This is a genomic window from Pseudomonas sp. D3-27 (assembly GCF_051132165.1).
Taxonomy (GTDB): Bacteria; Pseudomonadota; Gammaproteobacteria; order Pseudomonadales; family Pseudomonadaceae; genus Aquipseudomonas.
The window spans coordinates 2361296-2376610 of sequence record NZ_CP071667.1; the positions used below are offsets into that span (position 1 = coordinate 2361296).

Here is a 15315-nt window from a genome sequence, read left to right on the forward strand (position 1 = left end):
TCCGATTCTTGCGATGTGAAGCGCTTTTTGTAGAAAGGGAGCAAGCTCCCTCACCACAAAAAGCCAGCTGGCAGGCTTCAGAGTGCCTTGCTGACCTTGAGGTCGGTGATCTGATCATCGGTCTCGCCATGCAACTTTTGCAGCGCGACCAGCGCTTCTTCCTCGGTGCCGGTCTGCAGTTGCGCGAACTCGAAGCGGCGCTCGCCGTTGAGTTTGTACTTGATAACGTATTTGGTTGTCTGGGCCACGGTTTTACCTATCTTGGACGGGGGGCTCAACTCAGCTTCGAACTGGAGCGCCGGATGATCTTGATCTTGTGGGTCAGGGTCGGCTTGCGGGTAACGCTGATGGCGCGACGGTTGACGGTGTCGATGGTGATATTCCAGAAGCCGGTGCTGGGGGCCGTGATCCTGGCCGGGAACGTGTCGAACGCGCCGCCGTGGTAGGTGTGGCGGCCACCATTCTTGAAGCTACGGAAATTGGCGTCGTTCATCAAACGGATGTTGCACATTTGGGAGCATTCGATCACGACGATATCGTCTTCGTTGAGGTGCTCGCGCTGGTGGATGAATTTCATGGGCGCCTCCAGAAGGGCATTTCTTGCAAATCAGGACAGTAAGATGAAGCAATGATAATGGAGCGCAGTTTATCAGCACCGCGGGTTAATATCCGGCCCCTGTCCTGGGTGTCATTCATTTATCAGGCGGTGGCGAATAAAAAATGAGAGGACGTTGGAGAAAATCGACGTTTGCATTGTCGGAGGGTCTTTATTGGAGGATTCATATGAAGCGCAGCGTGTGGGTATTGGCCTTGGCCTTGGGTGGATGTGCATCGGTATCGGACATCAACCAGACGCCGCCCACCATGAGCGTCATCTCCGGCAAGAAACCTCATGAATACGCCAAGTGCGTTGCCGACAAGCTTCTGGAGAGCCGTGGCCCGCTGCAAATGGAGCCACATAAGAATGGCGTGCGGGTGATCGTCCCCGGCAAGCTGTCGGCGCTACCGGCCGCGGTGTTCGACATCGACGAACGCTCCAGCGGCTCCAGCATCAAGCTGCACGAAAGCCTCTCCAACGTACCGGTGCGCCCGGGCGACGTTCAGGACGCGGCCAACGCTTGTATTTCCGGTTAAGCAGGGCCCGTCCTTTATTTACAGACGACCACCACGCTGCGGCTGGTGAAGTTGCCCACGTCCACACCGAGGGTCTTTTCGCTGTCGTTGGCCTGTGGCGTGCCATCCGTGCCGACGATGCGGTAGCCCGTACCGGCGCAGGAAGCTTCCGCTTTCTCGTAACACGTCGCCCAGGAATTGGCTTCGCCTGAACAGTCGATGGCCAAGCCTTGTTCACCGGTATCCAGATAGGTTTTTTCTGCTGAGGCACAGCCTGCCAGGGCCAGAACTGCAAACAGCGCCAGGATTGTCTTCATGGGGGTTGTCATCAGGATGGGGAGGAATGGCGCGAGATTATAGCGAATGGCCATTCCGGTACAGCTAAACCCGCGGCCCCTTCCGAGCACCAGGGCTTCGGCGGGGCCGTCTGTTTATTTCTTGCGGCGAGTATTGCGCGCTGGCGCCTGTTCACGTTCCCGGGGCGCCGGGGCGGAACGTTCGTCCTGAAAGACCGCGGCGACTTCCACCGCCATTGTCTTGGTGGGCAAGGGACCGGCGACCTGCTCGCCGTGGTAGTTGATAATCCACCACTGGCCGTCCTTGTCCTGGCTGACCGAATAACCGTTTGCGTTCTGTGTTGCCGACATCTAGCTGCCTCGTTGGCGGAATCAAGGCGGCCATGATACGCCAAATGCTCGCAAACCGTGCTGATGGGCGTACAGTGGGGACCGCTGGAACCATCGAAGCGAAAGGCGATTGAACTATCCGCCGGTTTATTTCTCTATGATGGCATCGGTTGGCCAGCGCAGGCATTGTAAGGTGCCTGCCGGCTGATTAGACTGCGCCGAAACTTGTACACACCGCCTTTTCAAGGACTTATATGATCAAGAAATGCTTGTTCCCAGCAGCCGGTTACGGTACTCGCTTCCTGCCAGCGACTAAAGCCATGCCCAAAGAAATGCTGCCGGTGGTGAACAAGCCACTGATCCAGTACGGCGTCGAAGAAGCCCTGGATGCGGGCCTGACGGAAATCTCCATCGTCACCGGCCGTGGCAAGCGCGCCCTGGAAGACCATTTCGACATCAGTTACGAGTTGGAAAACCAGATCAAGGGCACCGACAAGGAAAAATACCTGGTCGGCATTCGCAAGTTGCTGGACGAGTGCTCGTTCTCCTACACCCGCCAGACCGAAATGAAAGGTTTGGGCCATGCGATCCTGACCGGCCGCCCGCTGATCGGTGACGAACCGTTCGCCGTGGTCCTGGCGGACGACTTGTGCGTGAACCTGGAAGGCGACGGCGTTTTGACCCAGATGGTCAAGCTGTACAAGCAATTCCGTTGCTCCATCGTGGCGATCCAGGAAGTGGATCCGCAGGAAACCAACAAGTACGGTGTCATCGCCGGTGAAATGATCCGCGAAGACATCTACCGCGTTCACAGCATGGTTGAAAAACCAAAACCTGAAGATGCGCCGTCGAACCTGGCGATCATCGGCCGCTACATCCTGACTCCGGACATCTTCGACCTGATCGAACAGACCGAGCCAGGCAAGGGCGGTGAGATCCAGATCACCGACGCCCTGATGAAACAGGCCCAGAACGGCTGCGTCATGGCCTACAAGTTCAAGGGCAAGCGCTTCGACTGCGGTGGCGCCGAAGGTTACATCGACGCAACCAACTTCTGCTTCGAGAACTTCTACAAGACCGGCAAGGCTTACTGATTCAGCCTGCGTCGCGCCTTGAAAAAACGCCCCGACTGGTTCGGGGCGTTTTTTTTTCTGCAAAAAAACCTTCCGCCAATCATCAATCACACAAACAAAGTCGCTGTTTGCGCTGCAACGCTGCCTCAGGTGAAAACAGCAGGTATGCTGACAACCTGCCGAAGGAGATAGATGATGGCCTACGATTTTGATCTGTATGTGATTGGCGCCGGTTCCGGCGGTGTGCGGGCGGCGAGGTTTGCCGCGGGTTTCGGCGCGAAAGTGGGCGTGGCGGAAAGCCGCTACCTGGGGGGGACCTGCGTCAACGTCGGCTGTGTGCCGAAAAAACTGCTGGTCTACGGCGCGCATTACGCCGAGGATTTCGAACAAGCGTCGGCCTACGGCTGGACGGCGGGCGAGGCGAGTTTCGACTGGGCCACGCTGATCGCCAACAAGGATCGTGAGATCAATCGCCTCAACGGCATCTACCGCAACCTGCTGGTCAACAGCGGTGTGACCTTGCATGAAGGCCACGCCAGGATTACCAGCCCTCATGAAGTCGAGATCAACGGCGAGCGCTACACCGCCAGGCACATCATGATCGCCACCGGCGGCTGGCCGGTGATTCCGGATATTCCCGGGAGCGAGCACGCCATCGGTTCCAACGAAGCGTTTTTTCTCAAGACGCTGCCCAAGCGCATGCTGGTGGTGGGGGGCGGCTACATCGCCGTGGAATTCGCCGGGATCTTCCACGGCATGGGCGCGCAGACATCCTTGCTCTATCGCGGCGACCTGTTCTTGCGCGGTTTTGATGGCGCGGTGCGCAAGCATCTGGCCGAAGAGCTGCAGCGTCGTGGCTTGGACCTGCAATTCAACGCAGACATCCAACGCATCGACAAAGAAGCCGACGGCAGCTTGAAAGTGACGCTCAAGGACGGTCGCACGTTGTCGACCGATTGTGTGTTCTACGCCACCGGCCGCCGGCCGATGCTGGACAGTCTTGGGCTGGAGAACACGGGCGTCAAGCTGGACGAGAAAGGCTTCGTGCAGGTCAACGAAAAATACGAGACGGCTGAACCGTCGATCCTGGCCATTGGCGATGTGATCGGCCGTGTGCAGCTCACGCCTGTCGCCCTGGCCGAAGGCATGGCGGTGGCGCGGCGCCTGTTCAAGCCTGAACAATACCGCCTGGTTGATTATCGAATGATCCCCACGGCGGTGTTCAGCCTGCCGAACATCGGCACGGTAGGTTTGACGGAAGAACAGGCTCGGGAAGCCGGCCATGAGGTGCAGATTTTCGAAAGCCGTTTCCGGCCGATGAAGCTGACCCTCACTGACTGCCAGGAACGCACCCTGATGAAATTGGTGGTCGATGCCAAGACCGATAAGGTCCTAGGCTGCCACATGGTCGGGCCGGACGCCGGTGAAATTATCCAAGGGCTGGCGATTGCCCTCAAGGCCGGTGCTACCAAGCGCGATTTCGATGAAACCATCGGCGTGCATCCAACCGCAGCCGAAGAATTCGTCACCATGCGTACGCCTACCGCCTGATCAGGCTTTTCGTCCATGGGGCTGTGATCCGTTGATCCAGCCCCGTGAACTGTCAGGCAGCTGCCACGATCGATTGATCGCCGCCTTCGGCAGCTTCCACAGATTTCTTCTATCTATATAGATTCCTGATAGTCAAAACCAATCATTTGCATGAGCTTTGGCAATGAGCCAACAGCGCAATGAATGGCTAAGATTCACCCCATCAACTTTTCAACCACTGACGGAGAGTCAACGATGCCTATCATCAACAGCCAAGTTAAACCGTTCAAAGCCACCGCTTTCAAAAACGGCGCTTTCGTCGAAGTATCGGACGCCGACCTGAAAGGCAAGTGGTCTGTCGTGTTCTTCTACCCAGCTGACTTCACCTTCGTTTGCCCAACCGAGCTGGAAGACCTGGCCGACAACTACGCCGAGTTCCAGAAGCTGGGCGTCGAAATCTACAGCGTGTCCACCGACACTCATTTTGCCCACGCTGCCTGGCACAACACTTCGCCAGCCATCGGCAAGATCCAGTACACCATGATCGGCGACCCGACCCTGGCCATCTCCCGCAACTTCGACGTGCTGATCGAAGAAGCTGGCCTGGCTGACCGCGGTACTTTCGTGATCAACCCTGAAGGTCAGATCAAGATCGTTGAAATCAACGACGGTGGTGTAGGCCGTGACGCTTCCGAGCTGCTGCGCAAGATCAAGGCAGCCCAGTACGTTGCCGCTCACCCAGGTGAAGTCTGCCCAGCCAAGTGGAAAGAAGGCGAGGCCACCCTGGCTCCGTCCCTGGACCTGGTCGGCAAGATCTAAACCAATGCGTTACCCGAGGGCGATCCGCTCTTAGCCAAGTAAGCCGCTTCGCCCCAAAAAACGCCCGGGCGAGATTCGCCTGGGCGTTGTTTTTTCTGAAATTCAAAAATGGAAATCGCCCGTATGTTGGACGCCAATCTTAAAGCTCAGTTGAAGTCATACCTGGAACGGGTCACCCAGCCGATCGAGATCGTTGCATCCCTCGACGACGGTGCGAAATCCCAGGAAATGCTTGCGTTACTCAAAGACGTTGCCAGTCTTTCCAACCAGATTACCTTGCTCGACAACGGCACCGATGCGCGTAAGCCATCGTTTTCGTTGAACCGCCCGGGAGCCGATATCAGCCTGCGTTTCGCCGGCATTCCCATGGGGCATGAATTCACTTCGCTGGTGCTGGCCCTGCTGCAAGTCGGTGGCCACCCTTCGAAGGCCAGTGTCGAAGTGATCGAACAGATCCGCTCGCTCAAGGGCGATTTCAACTTCGAGACGTATTTTTCGCTGTCGTGCCAGAACTGCCCGGACGTGGTCCAGGCGCTGAACCTGATGGCGGTGCTGAACCCGAACATCAAGCACGTCGCCATCGACGGCGCGCTGTTCCAGGCTGAAGTCGATGAACGCCAGATCATGGCCGTGCCAAGCGTGTACTTGAATGGTGTGAACTTCGGCCAGGGTCGCATGGGCCTGGAAGAAATCCTCGCCAAGATCGACACCAGTGGCATCGAGCGCCAGGCTGAGAAGATCAGCGCCAAGGATGCCTTTGACGTGTTGGTGGTGGGCGGTGGCCCGGCCGGTGCCTCGGCGGCCATCTATGCGGCACGAAAAGGCATCCGTACCGGTGTGGCGGCCGAGCGTTTCGGCGGCCAGGTGCTCGACACCATGGCCATCGAGAACTTCATCTCGGTCCAGGAAACCGAAGGGCCGAAACTGGCTGTCGCCCTGGAAGAACACGTCAAGCAATACGACGTCGACATCATGAACCTGCAACGCGCCGACGCACTGGTGCCAGGCACGGCCGGTGGGCTGCATGAAGTCAAGTTCGCCAGCGGCGCGAGCCTCAAGGCCAAGACCGTGATCCTGGCGACCGGTGCCCGCTGGCGCGAAATGAACGTGCCGGGCGAGCAGCAATACCGCAACAAAGGCGTGGCGTACTGCCCGCATTGTGACGGTCCGCTGTTCAAGGGCAAGCGGGTCGCGGTAATCGGCGGCGGTAACTCCGGCGTCGAAGCGGCCATCGACCTGGCGGGTATCGTGTCCCACGTCACGTTGCTGGAGTTCGATGTGCAATTGCGTGCCGACGCGGTGTTGCAGCGCAAACTGCACAGCCTGCCGAACGTGACGGTGATCACCAACGCCCAGACCACCGAAGTGACGGGTGACGGGCAGAAGGTCAACGGCCTGCGCTACAAGGACCGTCCGAGCGGTGAAGTGCGCGACGTGGCGCTGGAGGGGATCTTCGTGCAGATCGGCCTGTTGCCCAACACCGATTGGCTCAAGGGCACCGTCGAGCTGTCGCCGCGTGGCGAGATCATTGTCGATGCTCGTGGCGAAACGTCGATCCCGGGTGTGTTCGCTGCCGGTGACGTGACCACCGTGCCGTACAAGCAGATCGTGATCGCCGTGGGCGAGGGCGCCAAGGCTTCGCTGAGCGCCTTCGATCACCTGATCCGCACCTCCGCACCGGCCTGATAGCCGGTCGCTGGAAAAATAAAACCCCATGGGCCTTGGCTCATGGGGTTTTTTTGTGACCGCAGAACTTACAACGGTGCAGGCTGGATGATCTCGACCCAATAACCGTCCGGGTCTTTGATGAAGGCCAGGCTTTTCATGCGGCCATCACTCAAGCGTTTCTGGAAGTCACAGCCCAACGCTTCGAAGCGCTCGCAGGCGGCGACCACGTCTGGCACGGAGACGCAGATGTGGCCGAAACCGCGCGGGTCGGTGTTGCCGTTGTGGTAGGTGAACGCCGGATCGTTTTCGGTGCCGTGGTTATGCGTCAGTTCGAGGATGCCGGGGATCGATTTCATCCACTCGGTACGCGCCGCCGCGTCCGCCGGGATCTGGTTCTTGTCGACCAGGGCAAGGAAATACAGGCTGAATTCGGCCTCTGGAAAGTCGCGCTTTTCCACCAGGGAAAAACCCAGCACACGGGTGTAGAAATCAAGGGACTTGGTAATGTCCTTGACCCGCAGCATGGTGTGGTTGAAGACGAATTTGGCCGTTGCGGCATCGGGTTGAGCGGTGACGCCAGGGAAAGTATTGAGTTCTTGCAGGCTCATGGGCCCTCCGAAAAATAAGTGGGGCTTGTGCTAGCTTCCTTGCAGGTGCGTCCATGATACGCAAGGGGCGTGGCATCGCCAAACATGCCTATTGCCTGGTGGTGCGTCGCGCTTCAGACTTCACGATCAGTCCTTGAGTGCAACGCAATGTTTCGACCGCTTTCTTCGCTGTTCGTCCTGTTGTTTGCCGTCGCGTCGAGCGTCGATGTGGGGGCGGCCGAACCACAGGTAACCTGGCCCTCGGGATGGATCATCGAATCGCTGCCCGCCGACGCACCGGCCCCGGCCAAAGGTACCAGTCGGCAGCGCGCCACCAAAAGCGACCGTTCGGGCAATGCCGTGATGGTGATGGAGTTGACCGCGTCGGCTGTCGAGCCCGACCATCAAGTAAACTTGCAAGGCGTGCTGTTGGAAATGAGAAAGTCCATTCAGAAGGATTTTTTCCAAGGTGGCTATCAAAGTGTCTGCAATAAGATTCACGCGTCCGTATTGGGCGGCGTAAGCGCTTTGGAAACCACTTGCACGATCACGCAAAACGGGCGTCATGTATTGTCGCAGACCCTCGTCGCGGCACTTAATGAGGGTAATGCCTACGTGTTGTCCTATGCGGGGCAGGCGCAGGTATTTGTAGAAAGCCAGGATGAAATACAGTCGGTACGAAATAGCCTGAAATTATAAGGCTTTCAGCGTAATACTCTTGGGCCAACACGAAAGTTCGGCCCATAAAAAAGCCCCGGGTGCAGGCCAGGGCTTTTTTCGTTGTAGTGCTTTCAACCGCGCAGCCAGGAATCGACGGTGCTCGCACCGTATTTTTCCTTCCAGGCTTTCAAACCGCGATGGTTGCCGCCCTTGGTTTCGATCAGTTCGCCCGTGTGCGGGTTCTGATAGACCTTGACGACGCGGGCACGGCGGGTCTTTGGCGTCTTGCCCGACGACAGGCCTGATTTGGACGGGCTCGGGTCGAGGATCGCAACGATGTCGCGCAGGCCCTTGCCGTAGGTTTTCATCAGCCCTTGGAGCTTTTCTTCGAATTCGATTTCTTTCTTGAGCCCGGCGTCATTCTTCAAAGCTTCCAGCTGCGCGAGCTGCTCTTGAAGGGCCTTTTCGGCTTTGCGAAATTCAGCGAGTCTGGACAATATAATTACTCCAATCAAAATATAAGGCTGATACCAACCGCAAACAAAGCTATAAGCCAGGCGCCTTGTAGCGACTCGGTGACTAATGACTCTCCTGCTATCTGGTAGAGGCAGAAAAAATTGTAGTAGTTAAACCGAAAAGTGTAAATCGTAACTTTTTCGTTATGTAACAGCTGTTGGCGTTTTACCATCAGTCGGGCCGATGACGTCAAGCGACTGGCGACGAGATTAGCTGTTAGCAGTACTAGGCGGTGTAATGCAATCGCGTGCTCTAGTCCGTTGGGCTAATAGATAACCCTATCGAAAGTTAAGCGCAATCAAGTCGGCTGAACGGCCTGTGCCAGCTCGATAAATGCCAGGGTTGCCGGCGAGGCCTGGCGGCTATCGAGTACGGCCAGGCCGATCTGTCGTGGGACGGGAGGCGACAGAGGACGAACAACGAAGCCAGGATTATCGAACAGGGGCAACGAGCCTTCGGACACTACGCTCACCGCGTCGCCACGAGTGACGAGGTCGAGCGTACTGAGCAGTTGCGAGCAGCGATAACGGACATTGGGTGTCAAGCGCGCGGCATTGAACAGTCGCCAGACCAGTTCCGACGAGCCGGCCTCGGTGAGAATGAAAGGGTCGTCGCACAAATCCTTGAGTTGCACGTGGGTTCGATCCCCGAGGGCGTGAGCAGCAGGGAGCAAGGCGACCATCTGGTCGGTCACCAACGCGAACGTATCGAAGCGTTCCTCCGGCAAGACTACGAAACCGACGTCGATCCGGCGTTCGTCCAACCATTGCAGAACCTGCCGGTCCGGCCCCTCGTCGACATGCACTTCGATCCCCGGGTGCAAGGTCCTGAAGCGTTCCAGGATAGCGGGCAACAGCTTCATCGAGGCTGTCGGGCCGAACGAGCCGATGCGCAAGGTTCCGCGGCGCATGCCTCGGGCATCCGCGGCTTCCTGGCGCAGCGTGTTGGCCAAGCCGAGCATGGCTCGGGCCCGCAGCAGCAATTGCTGGCCGATGTCGCTGGGCTCCACCAGGGTCTGATGACGCCTGAACAGCTCGACGCCCAGTTCGTTTTCCAAGGACCTGATTGCGTGCGACACCGCTGATTGTCCGATGCCCAACCGTGTCGCGGCTGCCGTGAAGCCGCGCAGCTCGGCGACCAGCGAAAAGATTTCGAGTTGGGTCAGGGTCATGAGTAAAAGCTCATTTTACGATGACAAGATATGAGGCGAACAATACGGCACTTGAGCGACAGAGAAAACCGTGGCGAGAGAGCTCCCTCGTCACTGGCATCCGAACGACCTTGAATGAGATGAAAGCAATGAAACCCATGGAACATTCCATGCCGATCGCTTCCGACCTGCCGGTCTACCTGAAGCTCGCCATGGTCACAATGATCTGGGGAGGGACGTTCGTGGCCGGGCGGATCCTCTCCAATGCATTGGCGCCCATGCTGGCCGCCAGCCTGCGCTTTCTGCTGGCGAGTCTCGCGCTGCTGGTGTTTCTCGGGGTGGCCGGCATTCCTCTGACCAGGCCCAGCCTGAAGCAGGGCTTGCAACTGGCGATGCTGGGGTTCTTCGGTATTTTCTTCTACAACCTGTGTTTCTTTTATGGTTTGCAATACATCAGCGCGTCGCGGGCCTCGTTGATCGTGGCGTTGAACCCGGCGGTGATCGGGCTGGCCTCCTGGTGGTTATTCAAGGAGCGGCTGAGCCGCTTGAAAGTCGCCGGCATCGTCTTGTGTCTCGGCGGGGCGGGTCTGGTGATCGTGGGTCGTGACCCGGCCTTGCTACAAACAACGGAGCAAGGGTGGATAGGCGACGTGCTGATTTTCGGCTGCGTGCTCGGCTGGGGTATCTACTCGCTATTTTCCACAGGCCTGAATGAAGGCCTTGGCCCGTTGCAAACGGTGACCTGGTCGATCCTGCTGGGCACGCTGATGCTCTGGGGAGCGTGCGCGGCCGGGGGAGAGATTCGCTTCGCGGCGCTGACCGCACTGGATGCCGGGCAATGGCTGAGCCTGTTGTACCTTGGCGTACTGGGCTCGGCGCTAGCCTATATCGCCTGGTATGACGGCATCCGCCGGATTGGCGCGACCCGGTCCGGCGTGTTCATCGCGCTCAATCCACTGACGGCGGTCCTGCTGGGCGCCTTGCTATTGGACGAACGGCTTACGGTCTTGATGTGCGGGGGCGGGGGGCTGATCCTGATGGGTATTTTCCTGTGCAACAAACCCCTTGCACGCTCGGCCAAAAAGGCGATTTGATACCCAAGGCGGACAAATGTGGTTACGCTGTGTAGAATCGATTTACGCATATAAGAATAACGTCTTCTGGCAGCAGAAGCCTCGCCCGCAAGAGCCTTGGGTCGACAATGAAGATACTTGGGTTTCAACTGATCTATGGCGATTTCCTCGCCCGCAGCGTCCGCGGTATTTCCTGCGCGCCGCCGCGCGCCCTCAGCATCACTGGCAACTAACGTTTCTTGTTAATTGATAAGCATGATGAGGCGCCGACATGGCAGATCTATACGAAAACCCGATGGGCCTGATGGGCTTTGAATTCATCGAATTTGCATCCCCTACGCCCAACACCCTGGAGCCGATCTTCGAGATCATGGGCTTTACCAAGGTAGCGACCCACCGCTCCAAGGACGTGCACTTGTATCGCCAGGGCGCGATCAACCTGATCCTCAACAACGAGCCCAATAGCGTGGCGTCCTACTTCGCCGCCGAACACGGTCCGTCGGTTTGCGGCATGGCGTTCCGCGTCAAGGACTCGCAAAAAGCCTACAAGCGCGCCCTGGAACTCGGTGCCCAGCCGATCCATATCGAGACCGGCCCAATGGAGCTGAACCTGCCTGCGATCAAAGGCATCGGCGGCGCGCCGCTGTACCTGATCGACCGTTTTGGCGAAGGCAGCTCGATCTATGACATCGACTTCGTGTTTCTCGAAGGTGTCGACCGCAATCCGGTGGGTGCGGGGCTCAAGATCATCGATCACCTGACCCACAACGTGTATCGCGGGCGCATGGCGTACTGGGCGAACTTCTATGAGAAGTTGTTCAACTTCCGCGAGATCCGCTACTTCGACATCAAGGGCGAATACACCGGTTTGACCTCCAAGGCCATGACCGCGCCGGACGGCATGATCCGCATTCCGCTGAACGAAGAGTCCTCGAAGGGCGCTGGCCAGATCGAAGAGTTCCTGATGCAGTTCAACGGCGAGGGCATCCAGCATGTGGCGTTCCTCACCGACGACCTGATCAAGACCTGGGATGGGCTGAAGAAAATCGGCATGCGCTTCATGACCGCGCCGCCGGACACCTACTACGAAATGCTCGAGGGCCGTCTGCCGAATCATGGCGAGCCAGTGGCGGAGCTGCAATCGCGTGGCATCCTGCTCGATGGCGCTTCCGAGCAGGGCGACAAGCGTTTGCTGCTGCAGATTTTCTCGGAAACCCTGATGGGCCCGGTGTTCTTCGAATTCATCCAGCGCAAGGGCGACGATGGCTTCGGCGAGGGCAATTTCAAGGCGCTGTTCGAGTCGATCGAGCGTGACCAGGTGCGCCGTGGTGTGCTGACTACTGACTAATGCCTGAGTGTCACAAACACCGCCCGGCCTGATGCCGGGCGGTTTTTTTTGCCCGGCGCAAGCTACGCTGGCGATCCATCCGCCCGTGGTGGCGCTATCGCCAGCAAGCTCGCCCGCGCCCTGGATATTGGCCAGAGCAGGTCCGGCATCAATGCTTGACCGGTGCTGTTTGTCAGGCGCTTTGCACGCGTTTCAACCCAATCGCTTCATCCAGATGGGCCGTGAGGGCGTCCAGGTTGTCAAACAGACGAAGCTCGGTAAGCCCCCATTCCGGTCGATTGATATAAAGCTTGCCCGACAACTGATCCTTGCTGACCAGCGTTCTTTTGATCGAGCTGTCCTTGGAACGGTGGAAGATCATGGTGCCTTCCGGTCTGGTTTCGACAAGGTACATGCCAGGATCGGTCAGCCGTGGGTGCCTATCCATCAGGCGCAGCGGCGAGACGGGAATCACCGTCGTGCCGCTGACCTGTTTAAGACCGGCAGTCTTGAGCGCCCACACCAGCCCATCGATGTCCTTGAACTTCACTCTGTTGACTTGCCACACCCGGTGGTAATGCTGGGACAGGTCGGGAATGTCGACCGATAGCTGGTCAGCGGCCATAAGCAGGGGGTACACGCTGAAGTCCCCCAGCTGATGTTTCGCCAGGTACAGCTGAAACCCATCTTCCGAGCGTTCGATGAGGAATTCGTTCGGCTTGTTCAACAACTTGCCAGGGCTGACGGGCGCCCGCCGTATCAGCTGGGTGCCGGTACTTATCTCCAGCAGCAGATCTGACTTCACAAAAAGGTACCCGGCGCCGGAGGGCGTACGGTGAGCGGCTGGTCGTGCGATGGGCAAGAGACTGGAAACGATCTCTCCTTCATCGGGCAGCACTCGCGTGGGTTGACTGCCGGCATCGACCACGCGTACCCCGACGGCACCTTGCAGTTCAGCCAATCCGGGGGTGTTTCGAGCGGTATTGGCGTGGCCGCTCTCTACCAGCGCCACCCATTTGTGCGGGCCCCGGTGGGCCTGGTCGGTCTCGATGAGAGTATGGGCCACGTACTTGAAGTTCCTGGAGCGCTCGGGGGCGTGCCGCCTCATTTCGTCCCTGAAGGTGATCGACGTGTCGAGCGCCTGCACCTTGATGCCGTGCTGGTGAGCAACAGTGATGAGGTTGACCAACGAATGGGCGCTGGAGGGATGTATCTGCTGGAGTTCGTCCTGGCGCCGGAGATTCGCCCTCAGAGGATCGGACATCGCACCGCTGGAGGCAAATGCATCCAGCCGGGGTTGATCGTATTCACTGATCAGGTTTTCCATGTAGAGCGTCTTGACCTGCTGCTCCTTCAGGGCGGGCATGTTGTCGATCAAGAACTTCCTGGCGCCGATGGCGTTGTAGGCCGCTCCCAAGACCAGGCCGTTGGATACACGGTAAATGCTTTCAAGCACAGCGGGGGGTGGGCTGTAAGGTTGCAGTGCCGGCGTGGGCGGCCTGGGGCGGGTGACCGGTTGGCCTTCGAAGAAGTACTGGCTGGCGCTGATGGTATCCCTGGCGCGCTGGAAACGTTCCCGCTGGGCGGTTTCGACATCGAGACCACGCTGCACCGGTATTGTCGCAAAAAGGCTATGGGGGTCCTGCGTAAGGTTGGCACTTCGAATGTCTTGTTCCAGAACGCGTCGGTAACGAACGGGCAGCTCGAATGGCTTCATGCCCTGGCCCCCTACGTTCAGGTTCAAATCAGCGGCCCCGAGCGACGGGTCCTGGATGATCTGCAGGTTCGGGCCATGGGCAAGGTCCTCGACATGCAAGCTCATCACACCTTGCACTTGGGCCAGGCCAGGCGTGTTGGGGTAGCTGAAAGTCACCGTGGCGTGCTGCTCCTGTTCAAGAGCGATGTTCCTTTTACGATACTGGGACGCTCCCACCAGGGCGACCCACTTGCCTTGCGGACGATTAAGGCGGTCGGCGTTGATCACTTGGCTGGCGTGATACGTGAACAGGCCTCGGAAACCGTCGTCTCCGGACAGTTCCGCCTGGGCCCTGGCGGCGCAGTCCAGGGCCTGGACCCTTATGCCATTTTCCCGCGCCGCGATGATCAGGTTCTGATAGGTGTAGGGCGTTGGCGGGACCGCGTCATCATTCACGTCGAGAGCGTGCAGGCGACGCTTCAGTCTCGCGTCGAGGACACCGGTCCTGGCGAACCCGTCCAGGACGACCTGGTCGATGTCGATTCGCAAGCGATCCAGGTACAGCGTCGTTACACCGCTTGCGACCAGTGCCGGCATCGCGTCGATCAGTTGCATCTTGCTGCCGGTGCCCGAAAACCGCTCCGTCATGACCAGGCCTTGGGAGTGTTCGAAGATTTTCTCGATGAGCTTGGAAAATGTCTCCACGCCAAGCAACGAAGGAGCGGCGGAACGAGGGATCCGTTGGGCGTTTTGAAGGAATAACCGGGCGTCCTCTTTCAGTTGGTTCTGTTGGGTCCGGTAAATAGGGCTTAAAGCAGCGTCGCGCTCTTTGATGGACTGGCTCGATAGCCCCTCGTTCCTGCGATCGAATACTGCTCGCTGGTCCTTGCCCAGTTGGTAGGCCCGCAGCTTCGTGGCGAAGGCGTTTTCGCGCCAGGACACCGCGCCTGTTGGCCGATAGAGTGCCGGGCCCGAAGGTGACAGTTCATTCAGGCCCCACGCGTAATAAGCGTTCAAGGCAGGGTCATGGACGACCCGGGCGACTTTCCCGTCGTCCAGATCGACGTAGCTGCCGTTGCCGTTGACCCGAAGACCATCGGCGCGGGCCGGTGGCAACCCTTCGGGTGGATTGAGCGCGTAGCGATCCAAGGACCTTGGCGAAGGCTGCGCAGCCGTTGGGGCGCCACTGGTCGGGTCCGTCAGCTCGACGGGTGGCGGCGGGCTCTTCTGGGATGAAGCCCCGGCAGAGCCACTGGGCTCGGACGTCGACGTGTGGGGGCGTGGCGGGATGCCGGTCCCAGGCAATGCAAGATGAGGCGGCAGCCTGACGTCGGGTAGGGTAATCGTGCCCGGATCGGTGCCTGGCGTGTCTGTGCCCTTCGGGCGCACAGGTTTTTTTGGAGACATGTTCTCTTCCTTGATAGGTGTCGTGTTGCAGCGGCCAGCCGGTGCCGACGCGTGCGGACGGGTTGGTCTT

The 15315-nt window shown here is 58.7% G+C and carries 16 protein-coding genes; 8 read left to right on the forward strand and 8 right to left on the reverse strand.

Annotated elements, in window-relative coordinates; genetic code table 11:
* Positions 1-77 precede the first annotated feature (77 nt).
* Positions 78-248, reverse strand: coding sequence for a hypothetical protein (locus J3P92_RS10990; protein ID WP_420767712.1), 171 nt, complete (start codon positions 246-248; stop codon positions 78-80).
* A 26-nt stretch (positions 249-274) separates the two neighbouring features.
* Positions 275-577 (reverse strand): DUF1883 domain-containing protein, encoded by a 303-nt coding sequence (locus J3P92_RS10995; protein WP_003182962.1) that lies wholly within the window; start codon positions 575-577, stop codon positions 275-277.
* 206 nt (positions 578-783) lie between these two features.
* Between J3P92_RS10995 and J3P92_RS11000 the strand changes: the two genes are divergently transcribed.
* Positions 784-1134, forward strand: coding sequence for a hypothetical protein (locus J3P92_RS11000; protein ID WP_420767713.1), 351 nt, complete (start codon positions 784-786; stop codon positions 1132-1134).
* Between the two features lie 14 nt (positions 1135-1148).
* On the opposite strand, the gene J3P92_RS11005 is transcribed toward J3P92_RS11000, so the two are convergent.
* The gene (locus J3P92_RS11005; protein WP_420767714.1) at positions 1149-1430 is read right to left on the reverse strand and encodes a hypothetical protein; all 282 of its coding nucleotides are present in this window, start codon (positions 1428-1430) and stop codon (positions 1149-1151) included.
* Between the two features lie 114 nt (positions 1431-1544).
* Positions 1545-1760, reverse strand: a complete 216-nt coding sequence (locus J3P92_RS11010; protein ID WP_420767715.1) for a hypothetical protein — start codon at positions 1758-1760, stop codon at positions 1545-1547.
* Between the two features lie 233 nt (positions 1761-1993).
* On the opposite strand from J3P92_RS11010, the gene galU reads away from it, so the two are divergent.
* The 4 genes from galU to ahpF all read left to right on the forward strand — a co-directional run bounded on the left by galU (position 1994) and on the right by ahpF (position 6847).
* Positions 1994-2833, forward strand: a complete 840-nt coding sequence (gene galU, locus J3P92_RS11015; RefSeq protein ID WP_039592970.1) for a UTP--glucose-1-phosphate uridylyltransferase GalU — start codon at positions 1994-1996, stop codon at positions 2831-2833.
* Between the two features lie 174 nt (positions 2834-3007).
* On the forward strand, positions 3008-4363 hold the full coding sequence (gorA, locus tag J3P92_RS11020) for a glutathione-disulfide reductase (RefSeq protein ID WP_434651117.1): 1356 nt from the start codon (positions 3008-3010) through the stop codon (positions 4361-4363).
* Between the two features lie 234 nt (positions 4364-4597).
* A complete protein-coding gene (gene ahpC / locus J3P92_RS11025; RefSeq protein ID WP_011061677.1) occupies positions 4598-5161 on the forward strand; it encodes an alkyl hydroperoxide reductase subunit C in 564 nt (187 codons plus the stop codon).
* A gap of 123 nt (positions 5162-5284) precedes the next feature.
* Positions 5285-6847, forward strand: coding sequence for an alkyl hydroperoxide reductase subunit F (gene ahpF / locus J3P92_RS11030; protein WP_434610970.1), 1563 nt, complete (start codon positions 5285-5287; stop codon positions 6845-6847).
* A gap of 68 nt (positions 6848-6915) precedes the next feature.
* Here ahpF and gloA read toward each other — a convergent pair whose 3' ends face one another.
* Positions 6916-7437 (reverse strand): lactoylglutathione lyase, encoded by a 522-nt coding sequence (gene gloA / locus J3P92_RS11035; RefSeq protein WP_434650758.1) that lies wholly within the window; start codon positions 7435-7437, stop codon positions 6916-6918.
* 147 nt (positions 7438-7584) lie between these two features.
* On the opposite strand from gloA, the gene J3P92_RS11040 reads away from it, so the two are divergent.
* Positions 7585-8115 carry a DUF4946 domain-containing protein gene (locus J3P92_RS11040; RefSeq protein WP_434650759.1) on the forward strand — a complete coding sequence of 177 codons (531 nt, stop codon included), beginning with the start codon at positions 7585-7587 and terminating at the stop codon, positions 8113-8115.
* A gap of 92 nt (positions 8116-8207) precedes the next feature.
* On the opposite strand, the gene J3P92_RS11045 is transcribed toward J3P92_RS11040, so the two are convergent.
* Positions 8208-8573 carry a histone-like nucleoid-structuring protein, MvaT/MvaU family gene (locus tag J3P92_RS11045; protein ID WP_420767720.1) on the reverse strand — a complete coding sequence of 122 codons (366 nt, stop codon included), beginning with the start codon at positions 8571-8573 and terminating at the stop codon, positions 8208-8210.
* A 317-nt stretch (positions 8574-8890) separates the two neighbouring features.
* Complete coding sequence (locus tag J3P92_RS11050; RefSeq protein WP_420767721.1) at positions 8891-9763, reverse strand: LysR family transcriptional regulator; 873 nt, start codon at positions 9761-9763, stop codon at positions 8891-8893.
* Between the two features lie 128 nt (positions 9764-9891).
* Between J3P92_RS11050 and J3P92_RS11055 the strand changes: the two genes are divergently transcribed.
* Together J3P92_RS11055 and hppD are read left to right on the forward strand one after the other, a co-directional pair.
* The gene (locus J3P92_RS11055; protein ID WP_434650761.1) at positions 9892-10836 is read left to right on the forward strand and encodes a DMT family transporter; all 945 of its coding nucleotides are present in this window, start codon (positions 9892-9894) and stop codon (positions 10834-10836) included.
* 250 nt (positions 10837-11086) lie between these two features.
* Positions 11087-12163, forward strand: a complete 1077-nt coding sequence (gene hppD, locus J3P92_RS11060) for a 4-hydroxyphenylpyruvate dioxygenase (protein WP_434610981.1) — start codon at positions 11087-11089, stop codon at positions 12161-12163.
* 172 nt (positions 12164-12335) lie between these two features.
* Here the strand turns inward: hppD and J3P92_RS11065 are convergent, their stop codons facing one another.
* Positions 12336-15245, reverse strand: coding sequence for a hypothetical protein (locus J3P92_RS11065; RefSeq protein WP_434650763.1), 2910 nt, complete (start codon positions 15243-15245; stop codon positions 12336-12338).
* Positions 15246-15315 lie beyond the last annotated feature (70 nt).

What these genes read in the sequence shown, in the direction of transcription:
- J3P92_RS10995 (WP_003182962.1), bottom strand. Translation starts at nt 577, where the DNA reads ATGAAATTCATCCACCAGCGCGAGCACCTCAACGAAGACGATATCGTC.
- J3P92_RS11000 (WP_420767713.1), top strand. Translation starts at nt 784, where the DNA reads ATGAAGCGCAGCGTGTGGGTATTGGCCTTGGCCTTGGGTGGATGTGCA.
- J3P92_RS11005 (WP_420767714.1), bottom strand. Translation starts at nt 1,430, where the DNA reads ATGAAGACAATCCTGGCGCTGTTTGCAGTTCTGGCCCTGGCAGGCTGT.
- J3P92_RS11010 (WP_420767715.1), bottom strand. Translation starts at nt 1,760, where the DNA reads ATGTCGGCAACACAGAACGCAAACGGTTATTCGGTCAGCCAGGACAAG.
- galU (WP_039592970.1), top strand. Translation starts at nt 1,994, where the DNA reads ATGATCAAGAAATGCTTGTTCCCAGCAGCCGGTTACGGTACTCGCTTC.
- gorA (WP_434651117.1), top strand. Translation starts at nt 3,008, where the DNA reads ATGGCCTACGATTTTGATCTGTATGTGATTGGCGCCGGTTCCGGCGGT.
- ahpC (WP_011061677.1), top strand. Translation starts at nt 4,598, where the DNA reads ATGCCTATCATCAACAGCCAAGTTAAACCGTTCAAAGCCACCGCTTTC.
- ahpF (WP_434610970.1), top strand. Translation starts at nt 5,285, where the DNA reads ATGTTGGACGCCAATCTTAAAGCTCAGTTGAAGTCATACCTGGAACGG.
- gloA (WP_434650758.1), bottom strand. Translation starts at nt 7,437, where the DNA reads ATGAGCCTGCAAGAACTCAATACTTTCCCTGGCGTCACCGCTCAACCC.
- J3P92_RS11040 (WP_434650759.1), top strand. Translation starts at nt 7,585, where the DNA reads ATGTTTCGACCGCTTTCTTCGCTGTTCGTCCTGTTGTTTGCCGTCGCG.
- J3P92_RS11050 (WP_420767721.1), bottom strand. Translation starts at nt 9,763, where the DNA reads ATGACCCTGACCCAACTCGAAATCTTTTCGCTGGTCGCCGAGCTGCGC.
- J3P92_RS11055 (WP_434650761.1), top strand. Translation starts at nt 9,892, where the DNA reads ATGAAACCCATGGAACATTCCATGCCGATCGCTTCCGACCTGCCGGTC.
- hppD (WP_434610981.1), top strand. Translation starts at nt 11,087, where the DNA reads ATGGCAGATCTATACGAAAACCCGATGGGCCTGATGGGCTTTGAATTC.
- J3P92_RS11065 (WP_434650763.1), bottom strand. Translation starts at nt 15,245, where the DNA reads ATGTCTCCAAAAAAACCTGTGCGCCCGAAGGGCACAGACACGCCAGGC.